Source organism: Streptomyces hydrogenans (assembly GCF_014656075.1).
GTDB lineage: Bacteria > Actinomycetota > Actinomycetes > Streptomycetales > Streptomycetaceae > Streptomyces > Streptomyces hydrogenans.
The window spans coordinates 16,012-29,155 of the sequence record NZ_BNBS01000038.1; the positions used below are offsets into that span (position 1 = coordinate 16,012).

At 71.5% G+C, this 13,144-nt stretch carries 11 protein-coding genes and 1 pseudogene; 6 read left to right on the top strand and 6 right to left on the bottom strand.

Translation table 11 applies throughout. The features are described from left to right. Positions 1–267 precede the first annotated feature (267 nt). Complete coding sequence (locus IE321_RS17820) at positions 268–615, bottom strand: hypothetical protein (RefSeq protein WP_190223633.1); 348 nt, start codon at positions 613–615, stop codon at positions 268–270. Then, positions 612–2,435: a MobF family relaxase gene (gene mobF, locus IE321_RS17825; protein ID WP_226651512.1), complete on the bottom strand. Its 1,824-nt coding sequence runs from the start codon at positions 2,433–2,435 to the stop codon at positions 612–614. The genes IE321_RS17820 and mobF overlap by 4 nt, the downstream gene beginning before the upstream one ends. A gap of 158 nt (positions 2,436–2,593) precedes the next feature. Between mobF and IE321_RS17830 the strand changes: the two genes are divergently transcribed. The 4 genes from IE321_RS17830 to IE321_RS17845 all read left to right on the top strand — a co-directional run bounded on the left by IE321_RS17830 (position 2,594) and on the right by IE321_RS17845 (position 6,415). Continuing rightward, entirely contained in the window at positions 2,594–2,791 is a 198-nt protein-coding gene (locus tag IE321_RS17830) for a hypothetical protein (protein WP_190223634.1), read from the top strand. Positions 2,792–3,001: 210 nt separating this feature from the next. Beyond that, the gene (locus tag IE321_RS17835; RefSeq protein WP_190223635.1) at positions 3,002–3,154 is read left to right on the top strand and encodes a hypothetical protein; all 153 of its coding nucleotides are present in this window, start codon (positions 3,002–3,004) and stop codon (positions 3,152–3,154) included. Positions 3,155–3,296: 142 nt separating this feature from the next. Continuing rightward, the gene (locus tag IE321_RS42020) at positions 3,297–4,856 is read left to right on the top strand and encodes a serine/threonine-protein kinase (protein WP_226651513.1); all 1,560 of its coding nucleotides are present in this window, start codon (positions 3,297–3,299) and stop codon (positions 4,854–4,856) included. Then, positions 4,853–6,415, top strand: a complete 1,563-nt coding sequence (locus tag IE321_RS17845) for a serine/threonine-protein kinase (protein WP_226651942.1) — start codon at positions 4,853–4,855, stop codon at positions 6,413–6,415. The genes IE321_RS42020 and IE321_RS17845 overlap by 4 nt, the downstream gene beginning before the upstream one ends. Positions 6,416–6,490: 75 nt before the next feature. Here IE321_RS17845 and IE321_RS17850 read toward each other — a convergent pair. Continuing rightward, a pseudogene (locus IE321_RS17850) lies at positions 6,491–6,976 on the bottom strand (GlcG/HbpS family heme-binding protein). 250 nt (positions 6,977–7,226) lie between these two features. On the opposite strand from IE321_RS17850, the gene IE321_RS17855 reads away from it, so the two are divergent. Then, positions 7,227–7,523 (top strand): hypothetical protein, encoded by a 297-nt coding sequence (locus IE321_RS17855; protein ID WP_190223636.1) that lies wholly within the window; start codon positions 7,227–7,229, stop codon positions 7,521–7,523. A 195-nt stretch (positions 7,524–7,718) separates the two neighbouring features. Here IE321_RS17855 and IE321_RS17860 read toward each other — a convergent pair whose 3' ends face one another. From IE321_RS17860 to IE321_RS17870, 3 genes are all read right to left on the bottom strand, one after another. After that, complete coding sequence (locus IE321_RS17860) at positions 7,719–8,837, bottom strand: ParB/RepB/Spo0J family partition protein (protein WP_190223637.1); 1,119 nt, start codon at positions 8,835–8,837, stop codon at positions 7,719–7,721. Next, the gene (locus tag IE321_RS17865; RefSeq protein WP_190223638.1) at positions 8,837–9,571 is read right to left on the bottom strand and encodes a ParA family protein; all 735 of its coding nucleotides are present in this window, start codon (positions 9,569–9,571) and stop codon (positions 8,837–8,839) included. The genes IE321_RS17860 and IE321_RS17865 overlap by 1 nt, the downstream gene beginning before the upstream one ends. Positions 9,572–10,124: 553 nt before the next feature. Continuing rightward, complete coding sequence (locus tag IE321_RS17870) at positions 10,125–10,322, bottom strand: hypothetical protein (RefSeq protein WP_190223639.1); 198 nt, start codon at positions 10,320–10,322, stop codon at positions 10,125–10,127. A 128-nt stretch (positions 10,323–10,450) separates the two neighbouring features. Here IE321_RS17870 and IE321_RS17875 point away from each other — a divergent pair, with 128 nt between their 5' ends. Beyond that, entirely contained in the window at positions 10,451–13,048 is a 2,598-nt protein-coding gene (locus tag IE321_RS17875; RefSeq protein WP_190223640.1) for a helix-turn-helix domain-containing protein, read from the top strand. The last annotated feature ends 96 nt before the right edge of the window (positions 13,049–13,144 follow it).

A 13,144-nucleotide genomic window follows, 5' to 3' on the forward strand; every position in this document is an offset into this window, starting at 1 on the left:
CGGAGCATCAGGTGCGGCGCACCGGCGCGCGAGGGTGCGGGGCATCGTCGGAGTGGTGCGGTGCCGGACGCGGTGGCGCACCATCACGGTGCGCACCACGGTGGAGTCCATCGTCGTCCGGCGCACCGGAGTGGGATCCACTCGGTGGACTCCACCGGGTGGATCCCATCGGTGAAGGCCACTGAGTGGAGCCCACCCGATGTTCTGCATCCGGTGGCGATGCGCGACATCGGGTGGACTCCACTCAGTGGACGGTGCCCGGCACCGTCACCACAGCCAGGCGTTGGAGTGCCGCACCCGGGACAGGGCGCGGGCATCGCGGCGCGCGGCCGCGTTGCCGATCCGGCTCTGCCGGGCGCGAGGCCGGCGCGAGTTCCTCGCGGCGAGGCGGCGCTTGGCGGCTTCCTGGAGTCGCTTCCGCTGCTCGCGCAGCTCCTTCTTCTTCGCCGCCTTCGACTTCGGCTTCCGCGGGCGCTTCCAGATCGGCTGCCATCCCACGGGCTCGTCGACGTCGGGCTCCTGGTCCTCGTCGAGCGCGGCGGCCATCTGCTCGCGGGCGGCGCGGGCGAGGGCGAGGGCTTCGTCGGGGTTGGGGCGTTCTTCCGGGGTGTTCACCTGACTCCTCCTGTGGTTCGGCCCGGCGTGTGCTGGGTGCCGGGCTGCTGGGTGTACTGCGGCGGGGTCGTCGCCGGGGCGGGCTGCGGACGCGGGCCGTGAGCGGCTTCGCGCGCCCGCTGGCTGTCCTGGAGCGTGGCGGCCACCTTCGCGGCGGCGGCTTCGAGGGTCTGGCGGGTCTGCTCCACCGCGTCGACGCCGGTCTCCGGCTCCGGGAGGCGGCCGTCCTTCCGGCCGTCTCGGAAGGGCCGCGGATGCGACGACCTCGAGGCGGCGGGCACCGCGACGCTGTACGGGCGGGGGCGCGAGCCCAGGCGCTCGGCTCGCCGCGCGGCGCGGACCCGGGCGGCCAGGGCGCCGGCGGCGAGGCGGGCCCGCTCGTACGGCGGGGCGGTCCGCTTGCGGGTCAGCGGGCGCAGCACTGCCTGGTCCTCGGTGTCGCGTGGGTACAGGGCGCGCAGGTCGGCGGTCATCCTCCGGCCGTACCCGACGGGGCGGGTGTAGTCGTCGACGGCCGCCTGCACGATCCGTTCGTCCAGGCCGGGTTCGTGGGGTCGGCCGCGCAGTGTGTAGGAGAGGTGGCGGCGGGCTTCGGCGAGCAGGTGGTGGCGCGCGAACGCGCCGCGCATCACGTAGACCACGGCGACGGTGTCCACGGCCGCCAGGACGACGTCGACGACCGGCCGCACCCGCGCCCGCACCGCCGCGGCCGCCGCCCGCGCCCGCTCGGCAAGCCGGTAGACGGTGCAGGCACCGAACGCCCGGATCGCGGAGCCCCTCCATCGCGTCCGCAGCTCGGTCAGCGACAGCAGCTCCGTGCGCTTCGGCGGGCGGGTCTGGTCGGCGGCCTGGCACGCCAGCGCGTAGCCGGCCTTCTCCCCCGGCGGGTGCCCCTGCCGTTCTTCGTACTTGTCCATGAGAACGGGCAGCGCGTCCTCGATCTGCTGGCGCCGGGTCGACTGCCAGCCGATCAGCCGCCGGTCGATCCCCGTGATCTCCATGACAGGCCGACGGCCCGGGGTCACCTCGCGCGGCTCCCACACCCACCCGAGCCGCGCCGTCACCTCCTCCATGAACAGCAGGGTGTAGAGGGTGTCGGCCGCGACGACGTTGGCCATCAGAGAGTCCGCCGACAGGTTGCCCCACTCCCCGTCCGGCCGCCGGGCGCGGATCGAGACGACCGCGTGGTCGTGGAGCAGCGGCTTCGACTCGGCAGCGCGGGACTCGTAATGCCGGAACACCGCGACGACCAGCCCGTCCTTCACGGGCCGTCGGTGCTTGCCGCCGCTCCCCCACCGGATCTGCGCGACCGACTCCTCCAGCCACACCAGCGTCCTGTCCCGGGCGACGTCCTGGCACGACTCCAGCACGAGACGGGTCTCATCGTCGGTGAGCGCCCACGCGATGTGGGCCGTCGACGGGGCCCGGAAGACCAGGTCCATCGCCAGCCACGGCGTGCGCTCCTTCGCCTTCTCCGTCTTCGGCGAGCGGTTGTGCTCGATGGGCCTGCCCAGCACGGTCGCCCGCCGGGCACGGGCCGGGCTCTTCCCCTGCGCCAGGAGCTCGCGCTCGATCCGGTCGGCGTCCGGGTGCCGGCCCTCCCCCAGGAGCAGCTCGGCCTGCCGCTCGCTCACCACGTCCCCCGCCTTCAGGCCGAGCGCGGCCAGGCCCCGGCCCTTCCACACGCCGGGCGGGACACCGGCCTCGTCCTGGGCGGCGCGCAGCGGCGTCCCCGCCGCACGGTGGCCGTCGCCGACCATCACGCCACGGACCAGGTAGCGCACCCCGGCCCCGGGGCGGACCTCCGCTTTGCTGATCATCGACCCATGGAACCCGCGTGCCGGCCTGCGGAGAAGCGTGATCCGGGGCTGGTCCCGCCGGGCGGGAGGGCATCACCAGATCTTTACCGGGGCGCCCGCCAGGCGGGCCGCGAGCCAGCCCGAGACGGTAAGCCACCGGTGTGTGCACAGTCCGCCGCATGACTAACGAACTGCTCCACGGAGACCTCTGCCCGCTGTGCGGCCGCCCCCTCACACTGCGCCCGACCGTCGTTGTCCGCTCTCACGTGCCGTACCCCACCCGAACCGACTACCTGCCCCACTGCCGCTACTGCGCCAACAACATGTTCCGCGCGCAGGAGTGGAACGACCTGATGAACGACCGCTACGGCCTCTGACCGGGTCCGTGCGAATGCTGCGCCACGACCTCACGAGCCCCAACAAGCGACAACAACAGACTCCGTTCCACCAGCAGAGAGCTACGTAGCGCGCCCCCGCTCAACGGCGGGAGACGCCCCGACCCGGACCACGTCACCGACTCCCTCGCCCCCGGGTGAGGCCCCGCCCCCGGCCACCGGCCGGGGGCTTCGTGCTTCCTGGAGGAGACCGTGCCGACGTACGAGGCCCTGCCCCGCTTCACCACCGACCTGGACCGCCTCACCCCCGCCCAGCGCCGCCGCTTCCGCCAGGCCGTCAACGCCTTCGTCGACGACCTACTCACCGGCCGCGGCCGCTTCCGCACCGGCCGCCGCGCTCGCTGACGCCCTCCGCGCGCACGGCCCAGTGCGGACGCACTGAACGCGTCGAGGGCGCCCCGTCGGCTCACCCCCTCCATGAACTAGGATCTTGTTCTAGTTCTGGGAGACCCCTCTTCCGGAAGGTTCCTCGGGGGAGGCGGCGGCGATGCAGGCAGTGGGATCCGACGATCCGTCACATGTCGGGCCGTTCCGGATGGTTGCCCTGCTCGGGCAGGGCGGCATGGGCCGGGTCCTGCTGGGGGTGGCGGTGGACGGGCGGCTCGTCGCCGTCAAGCGCGTGCACGCCGACCTCGCCGACGACCCGGGGTTCCGCGCCCGGTTCCGGCGCGAGGTGGACGCCTCACGGCGGGTCTCCGGGGCGTACACGGCACCGGTGGTCGACGCCGATCCGGACGCCCCCGCACCCTGGCTCGCCTCCCTGTTCCTGCCCGGGCCCACCCTGAGCGAGGCCTTGGAAGCGGTCGGCGCGCTGCCGGAGGAGACGGTGCGGCGGCTCGCCGCCGGGCTCGCCCGGGCCCTGGCCGACGTCCACCGGGCCGGGCTCGTCCACCGGGACCTGAAGCCCTCGAACGTCCTCCTCACCGAGGACGGCGTCCGCGTCATCGACTTCGGCATCGCGCGGGCCGCCGAGGCCGCGACCCGGATCACCCACACCGGCGCCCTCATCGGCTCCCCCGCTTTCATGGCCCCCGAGCAGATCGCGGGCGGGGAACCGGGGCCCGCCGCGGACGTGTTCGCGCTCGGCGCCACGCTGGCCGTGGCCTGCTCGGGGAAGCCGCCCTTCGACGGCGACTCGGTCCCCTCGGTCCTGCACGCCGTCGTCCATGAGGAGCCCGACCTGTCGGCCGTGCCGCCGGGCCTGCGGGGGCTGATCGGCGCCTGCCTCGCCAAGGACCCGGCCCTGCGGCCCACCCCGCAGGCCGTGTCGACCTTCCTCGGGGCCGTACCCGGTGCCGCCCGCCCCTGGCCGGAGGCCGTGCACGCCCGGATCGCGGCCCAGCGGGCGGAGGTCGACCGGCTCGTCCGTACGGCCCCGGCCGCCGCTTCCCCGTCCTTGCCCCTGCGGGCACCCGGACCGGCTCCTCGGCGCCGGCGGAGGCCGGTCGCCGCGGCCGTCGCCGCCGGGGTGCTGGTGGTCGCCGGGGCGGTGAGCGCGGCGACGGGCTGGGCGGCGGACCTGTACTACCTGGTGGTTCCGGAGCCGGTGCCGACGCCGGGGGACGTGCCGCTGAGCGAGGTACCCGACCGGTACACCGGGGCGCTGCCCACCTGCGAGCAGGTGTCCGCGCAGGTGAAGGTACCCGCCGGATTCGCCCTGCGGCCCACCATGGGCTCTCCGATGCGCGTCACCCCGTACAACGGGACGCGGTCCACACAGTGCACGTGGATCACCCGCTCCGGCGACCGGATCAACGCCACCTGGGACCAGCACGACAGCGCCGGCGGTCGTACGGGCACCGAGCGGGCGAAAGAGGACTACGAGGAGTTCTACCGACGCGGCGTCACCCTGCGGGACTCCTCCCTCGGTTTCGCCGAGGAGGCCCTCTGGGAGAAGCCCCGCGACCAGTACTGCGTTCTTCGCGGCCGGGACGGGAATCTGGTGCTCTTCCTGGTGGTGCAGGGCCCCGTCTACCCGGTCGGCCGCTGTGAGGCCGTCACCACGGACGTCGGGCGGCAGGCCATGGCGGCGGTGAAGTCCCGGTGAGCCGCCCGCTTGGTCTCGCGGACCCGCAGCGGACCGGCCCGTACCGGCTCCTGGCCGAGTTGGGCCGGGGCGGCATGGGGCGGGTGTTCCTCGGTGTCGCGCCGGACGGGCGGCTCGCCGCCGTGAAGCAGGTGCACGCCAGGCTCGCGGCCGACGAGGGGTTCCGCGCCCGGTTCCGGCGCGAGGCCGAGGCTTCGCGCCGGGTCTCCGGGGCCTGCACGGCGGCCGTCCTGGACTCCGACACGGAGGCGGCCGTGCCCTGGCTCGCGTCCGTGTTCGTGGCCGGCCCCTCGCTCGGCGCTGCCGTGGCCCGCTCGGGCCCGCTGCCCGCCGAGAGCGTGCGCCGGCTCGCCGTGGGTCTGGCGACGGCACTCGACGAGATCCATCGGGCCGGGCTGATCCACCGCGACCTGAAGCCGGAGAACGTGCTGCTCGCGGAGGACGGGGTGCGGGTCATCGACTTCGGCATCGCGCGGGCCGCCGAGGGCGGGAACCTCACCGAGCTGACCGGGACGGGCCTGGTGGTCGGCTCGCCCGCGTTCATGTCGCCCGAGCAGGCGGAGGGCCGGGAGCTCACCCCGGCGAGCGACGTTTTCTCGCTCGGTTCGGTCCTGGTCCTGGCCGCGACGGGGAGGAGCCCGTTCGCCGGGCCCTCGACCCTCCAGGAGCTGTACGCCGTCGTGCACGCCGAGCCCGCACTCGACGCCGTACCGGCGGAACTGCGTGGCCTCGTCGGCGCCTGCCTTTCCAAGAACCCGGCGGCCCGGCCGGCCCCCGCGCGGCTCCTCGCCGCCCTGGGGCCCGCGGCGCCCGTCTCCCGGCACTGGCCGCCGGCGGTCCACACGGCGATCGCGGAACAGCGGACGGAGATCGACGGGCTCCTCACCGGGGGCTCCGGGCCTGCGTCCGTCCCGCCGCCGCCCGCGGCCACCGCCGTCGTCACCGAACTGTCCGCCCCCGCCCCGCGCCGGAAGGGCCGCCGGTCCCTGGTCGCGGCGGCGGTCGCCCTGTGCCTACTCGGCGGCGGCGCGGGGGCCTGGTGGTACGTGTGGGAGGACGAGGGCGCAGGGCCGCCCGACCGGTACTTGACGATGCCGAGCTGCGCGGAGGCGGCGACGGAGCTCCCCCTGACGGAGCGGCGGGCGAACGAGGACAACACCAGTGACAACTCCTCGTGGGCCGAGACCCGCTGCTACTGGTACGACAGGAACGAACTCCTCGCGGGCGGCTGGGACCCCATCCGGCACGCCGACGTCCGCTGGCACCTGCGCCGCTCCGTGGGGACCTCGGAGAATGCCACGAAGGTCCAGGCGGAGCAGTTCGAGGAGGCCGCGCAGGCCGGGCGCCCCGCGCCGGGCCTCGCCTTCGCCGACGCGGCGTACTGGGACCCCCTGTCCGCCGATGACTGGTGGAACTGCGGACTATCCGTCCGAACGGCAAACCTCGTGGTGGACGTGTGGCTCGGCGGCGATCGACACCCGGCTGGCACCTGCGAGCAGGAGGCGACGGAGATCGCTGAGAAGGCCATGGCGGCGGTGCCGGGCGCGGCCGGGACATGACGGAGCGCGGGGCCCGCCCCCTGAAGGGCGGGCCCCGCGCTCGGTGTCACCGATCGGTGGGACTGCCGCGCCGGACTACTTCGCCAGAGCGGCGACGCCGGCCTGGCGACTTCTCGTCCAGGCCGGTGGACGGGGCACCCGCGCCACCGAAGCCCGCGATCGGAGCACTGTTGGCGGTCACCGAGGCGCCACCGCCCAGGAACAGGGTGCCCGGGATGTCCTTCAGGGTTGGGACGTTCGCGAGGCACTTGACCAGCCTGGAGGACGGGGCGTTCCAGGAGACGGCGGTGTACGCCTTCTTCACCGTGGACTCAAAGGACTGCGGGCCGACACCGTCACCGCGCATGGCGAGGATGGTGTTGCCGTTGCGGTCGACGACCGCAACGGAGATCTGCTGGTTCTCCTTCTCGGCGGCGTCGGCGGCGGCCTCGATGGTGAGGTGCGTGGAGCGCATGGTGTTGTCGTTCTTGGCGTCGGCCTTGGCGACCGCGGCCACGGCGGCGGGGCCGCAGCGTTCGCGGAGACCGTGCCGAACGCGCCGGCGACATGACCCGGGTGCAGGCGTGGGCCGACCTGATGCGTGCCCGCTACGAGAGCTGACCTGGGCCGTGTGAATACTGCGCCACGCCCCGCGAGCCCCAACAAACGACAACGACCGGCTCCGTTGCACCGGCAGACAGCTACAGAGCGCTCCCCCGCCCAATGGCGGGAGGCGCCCCGTCCCGCACCACGTCACCGACTCCCTCACCCCCCAGTGAGACACCCATGCCCCGGCTACCGGCCGAGGGCTTCGTGCTTCCTGGAGGAGACCGTGCCGACGCACGAAGCCCTGCCTCGCTCCACCACCGACCTGGACCGCCTCACCCCCGCCCAGCGCCGCCGCTTCCGCCAGGCCGTCAACGCCTTCGTCGACGACCTACGCACCGGACATGGGAGCTTCCGCGCCGGCCTCCGCGTGAAGGGCGTCCGCAGCGCACCCAGCGTCTTCGAGCCGGCCAGGGCGCCGAACGGGCGCGCGATGTGGTCGTACAGCCGAGCACGGATCGCCGGGGAGCAGCACGTCATATGGCGCCGGATCGGGTCCCACGAGCTCCTGGTACGGCCTTGAGGGCAGCGCATTTGCAGGAGCGCCGACCGTCTCGGATTGGCTCACCAGACTGCAGGCCCTGTCGGATGTCATCCGGCGCACGATCCCAGGCTGCCTGCAGGTTGAGGCTTGAGGCCAGTCCGGTCACCAGTGTCTTGATGTGGGCAAGCCCCCTGCTCTTCTTCGGTCGAAAAGAGCAGGGGGCTTCTGGCTGAACTACGCGTCTCGAAGGAGGCCAGCAGCAACCTGCTGAAGGATGCCTGCAAGCGAGGCGCGAGCCTGCGGGGCGAGGTCTCCTCGCATATCAGCGATGACGGCCTCCACACCCTGGCTGCGTCTGAAGTAGTGAAGGATGAACTCGCTCCGTTGGGCCGGGTCCAGCCGGACGAATGCTGCATCCATGAGCGCAGAGCCGTCATGCCACGGCACCTCGGCAGCTGCCGGTGCCCCCGCGGACTTAGTGATCCGAGGTTCCGGAACGGTGACGGTGGGCTCGCCGGCGTCGGGGGAGACTACAGCCACCCCTCCCCCGCTGCTCAACGCGGTTTCCGGCGCGGGGTTCAAAACCGGGTTTTGAACGGGCGAAGCCACTGGCGTGGCTGTGCGCTTCCGCGGGGCCTTCGGTGCCTGGGCCTTGCGCAGCTCTTCGGCAGCGATGGCCTTCTGCTGTTCCGGGTCCTGGATCTTGGCGATCTTCTCGGCCGTCTTCACCTTGAGCTGCTTGGTGTCGACGGCGTCTTGGAGCTCGGGCGGCAGGTTGAGCAGAGCCAGGCGGTTGGAGACGTACATCTGCGACTTGCCGATGCGCTCCGCGACCTTCTCCTGGGAGCCGTGGCGTTCGACCATGCGCTGCAGGAACTCGGCCTCCTTGTAGGGAGGGATGTTCTTGCGGTGGATGTTCTCGATGACGACGGCTTCGTCGAGCTTGTCGTCGTCTTCGTTGCCGAGGCGGTCGCGGACCCGGATCTCGAACTTCGTCCAGCCGAGCTGCTTGGCTGCCTGGAAGCGCCGGTTGCCGAGGATGACGACCCACTGCGCGTCGCCGAGGGCCTGACCGTGCACAGGCTTGACTCGGAGGAACGCTTCGCGGGACATGGCGACGGCCGGCTGGAGCTGTCCGACGGACTTCATCGACTCCTTCAGCTCGCGGAAGTCGGAGTCGTCGTCGCTGTAGTCGGCGTCGGTGCGCGGGTTCTCGGGGTTGCCGACCAGGGTGTGCATGTAGACGGTGGTCGGCGGTGCTTCTGCCTTGACCGGCTCGTCTGCAGTGGCTCGCTTGCTGCCGGGCTTGCCCGGCCCGTCGAGAAGATCGGCCCAGGGCTTCTTCGCCGCCATCAGCGCGCACCCTTCTTGCCGGCGCCGAGCTCGAGGGCGAGCTGGTAGAAGTCCTCGCGGGCTTCCATCGCGACCCGGTTCTTCTTGTACTGGGTGACGACAGTGCCTTCGAGGGCCGCCCGGGTGTGGACCTTGTAGTGGCGGACGACGGTGTTGGCCAGGTTCCAGCCCTGGGCCCGGATGAAGTCCTTGGTCTGGTCGAGGTCGGCTTCGCCGTCGCGGGGGTCCCAGTTGTTGATGACGACGAGGTAGGGGATGCCGAGAGGCTTGACCACTTCCTCGATGGTGTCGCGGGTCGGCATGAACCCGAGAGGCTCGGGCTCGATGGGGATGATGATGTCGTCGGCGTTGGCCAGCACGGCGCGCATGGCGTCGGCCGCGGTGCTCTTGCCGAACGGGTCGCCGGCTTCTTCCTTCTCGTCGTCGGGGAGGTCCATCCAGCCCGGGGTGTCGATGAAGGCGTGCTTGATCTTGCGGGACTTCTTGAGAGCGGAGAAGAGCTCCAGGTCGTCCTTGGAGTTGATCTGCTCGAAGGAGAAGGGCAGCTCGTTGCCGACTCGTTCCGACCACCAGGTGGTGGAGCCCTGGGGGTCGGCGGAGACGGCTGCGACGTAGTGGGGGTCGCCCTCAGGGGCTGCGCCCAGAACGTGGGCGGTGATGGCCGCGGTGTTGACGGTGAGAGTCGACTTCCCGACTCCACCCTTGCGGTTGATGAGCGCGGTGATCCGTGCCATGGGTGGTACTCCTGATGCTCCGTATGCTTCCCAGCCGGACTGGCTGGTACTAGCGGACCGGGACAGGATGCCATGTATCGCCCTACCGGGAGGTACTGAAGGCAGTCGTGTTTCAAAACCGGGTTTTGAACGTCCTGTATCAGGGGTTCACCACTCCCCTGCGGATGTCCTTCAAAACCCGGTTTTGAAGATGACGCCCGGTTTCCCCAGCAGCCGCACCCTCTGCACAGCCGTCGGGGCATTGAGCATTTTCGATCTTCGTCGGCGAGCCCCCACACAGACCAATGAATGCGCAGGGAACCGGGGGACGAACCCACGCCGCCGAGCGCGAACACAACCACGGGAACGAAGGCAAGCCGCCAGCGATACGGGCGAGGCCCGCCCGACCGAGGCGATGCCGGGACCAATGCCGACTGCTCCTCCCCCGCTGAAGATGGGGGCACGGGGAGAAACGCGGGCACCGATGAGGAACCAGAGAAGTAACCGAAACGCAGATGTGCCTGCCCCGCACCGTCGGGACAGGCACATTCCTACGCACCCCGCCGCACCGGGGTCACGTCAGTACCGCGGCGAAGGCACCGGTGACCGCGGCAGCGAGGGTGAGGATCGCCGTAAAGGCAACGGCAGCGCGGGTGAGGGCGGCGGGGTAAGTGGCGCCGTCGAGACGGGCGAGCTTGGCCGCGCCGCCGGCGGCGGCGACTGCGATGAAGAGGACGAGCGTGGTGATGGCGAGGATAAGGGCGAGGGTCACGACAGGCTCCCGAAAAACGGTGTGAGGTGCTGACGTGACCGAAGGTCGCGCAATGGGTGTTCGCCGGGGTTCGCGCCGGACGAAGATGAACACCGGCGAACACCGCGGCCCAAGGGGGGAACGAGCAGGTGCACGACGAGAACGAGCGGAGCGAGGAAGCGGCTCTTGCCGAGCTGCGCAGGAGGCTCGGCGACGAGTTGGCCCGGCGCCGGTGGACCAAGACGCAGCTCGCCCGCCAGGCCGGCCTGGGGCGCACGACAGTGTCGGAGGCGTTCCAGGACAGCGGGCCAGTGCCGTCAGAACAGACGGTGGCAGCCCTGGCACACGCCCTGCGCCTTGACGTGGAGGAACTGCTGGAGCTGCGCCGCTCCGCCGTGGCGGCCCCACTGGTGGCCAGGTCGGCTGTGTCCGGGGCGGATGATGCAGGTCTGGGGCGACTGATCGGGCAGTGGGACCCGCACGACCTGGAGGTCCACCCCGCCAGCCCCGCACTGCCGGCCACAGGCACAACGGGAGGTCCTGGAAACCGGATGCTTCCCGGGTACGTCCGGCGGGAGCACGACCAGGTCCTGGCGCAGGCGGTGGCGGAGGCTGTCGCGGGCGGCAGTCGGATGGTGGTTGTGGTGGGCTCGTCATCGACGGGTAAGACGCGGGCCTGCTGGGAAGCGGTCCAGCCGCTCGCCGCCGAAGGCTGGCGGCTGTGGCACCCCTTCGACCCGACCCGCGCCGAAGCCGCGCTCGACGACCTGCACCGGGTCGGGCCGCGGACGGTGGTGTGGCTCAACGAAGCCCAGCACTACCTCGGCGACCGGGAGCACGGTGAACGGATCGCCGCCGCCCTGCACCACCTGCTCGTCACACCCGAACGAGGGCCCGTCCTCGTCCTGGGCACTCTGTGGCCCGAATACGCCCACCAGTACCGGGCCCTCCCCTCCCCCGACGCTCCCGATCCGCACAGCCGCGTCCGGGAGCTCCTCGCCGGCCGCACCCTGACCGTCCCCGAAGCCTTCGACGCCTCCGCCCTCGCCACCGCCGCCGAACTCGCCCAGAGAGGCGACACGCTGCTGGCCGACGCCCTCACCCGCGCCAGCGAGCACGGACGCCTCACCCAGGACCTGGCCGGAGCCCCGGAACTCCTCCACCAGCTCCACAACGCCAGCCCTCCCGCCCGTGCCCTGCTGGAAGCGGCCATGGACGCCCGCCGCCTCGGTGTCAGCCCGCACCTCCCCCAGGCATTCCTGACCGACGCCGCCGTTGACTACCTCACCGACGCCGAATACGACGACCTCACCGGCGCCTGGGCCGAACACGCCTACGCCGAGCTCGCCCAGCCTGTCCACGGCAAGCAATCCGCTCTGCGCACCACCACACCCCGCCCCGCAAGACGCCCTGTCCCGCCCACGGAACGCAGAGCCTCTTCGCCTCAATCCGTAGGGCCGACGGTCCGGCTCGCCGACTACCTCGAACAGCACGGCCGCACCACCCGCTCGCACCTGTGCCCACCCGCCTCCTTCTGGCACGCCGCCCACACCCACCTCACCCACCCTGACGACCTCCACAACCTCACCCAGGAGGCGCATACACGACTACGCCGGCAGTGGGCCCACCACCTCCGCCACCGGGCCGCCGCACACGGCAGCACCACCGCCATGATCGAACTGGCCCGGAGGGGTGAGAAGGCCGGGGACCTGAAGGGCGCCGAAACCGCCTACCGGGAGGCCGCCGACCATGGTGACGCTCACGCCTTGGTCAGGCTGGCACGAATGCGGAATAAGGCCGGGGATCTGAAGGGCGCCGAAGCCCTCTACCGGGAAGCCGCCGACCACGGAGAGTCTTCTGCACTGGCCGAAATGGCCCGGAGGCGGGCAGAGACCGGGGATCTGAAGGGCGCCGAAACCCTCTACCGGCAAGCCGCCGACCAAGGCGAGTCGTACGGCCTGATCAGCATGGCCCATATGCGGGAGGAGGGTGGGGACGTGAAGGGCGCCGTAACCCTCTACCGACAAGCCGCCGACCAAGATGACCCGTTGTACGCGCCTTACGCCTGGGAGAAGCTGGCTCAGATGCGGGAGAAGGCCGGGGACCTGAAGGGCGCCGAAGCCCTCCTCCGGGAAGCTGCCGACCACGGCCACCCTTCTCCTTTGGCCGAGCTGGCCCGGATGCGGGAGGAGTCCGGGGACCTGGAGGGCTTCGAAGCCCTCCTCAAGGAGGCCACCGACCAGGACGACCCGACGTACGCGCCTTACGCCTGGGAGAGACTGGTCCGCCTGCGGGAGGAGGCAGGGGACCTGAAGGGTGCTGAAGCCGTCCTCCGGGAAGCCGCCGACCACCACAATCCTTCAGCGCTGGCCGCGATAGCCCGGATGCGAGAGCGAGCTGGGGACCTGAGCGACGCCGAAACCCTCTACCGGCAAATCGTCGACCACGACAACCCTACCTACGCCCCTTATGCCTTGGTCAGGCTGGTCGAAATGCGGGAGAGGGCTGGCGACCTGAAGGGCGCCGAAACCCTCTACCGGCAAGCCGCCGACCACGGCGCCTCTTCCGCACTGGCCGTGATAGCCCGGATGCGGGAGGCAGCCGGGGATCTGAAGGGCGCCGAAACCCTCTACCGGGAAGCCGCCGACCACGGCGCCTCCTACGATGCGGAAGATGACCTGATCAGGTTGTGGCCCTATGGGCTGGACCCGGATGGCACACCAACAGCGCCATGGACTTCTTTCTGACCGTGCGGGGACGCTGCCCTGCCCTGCCAGCCCCTCGCTCACAGGCAGCCATACGAATGGCTCCGGCACGCCGACAGACGAGGTGGCCAGACATCG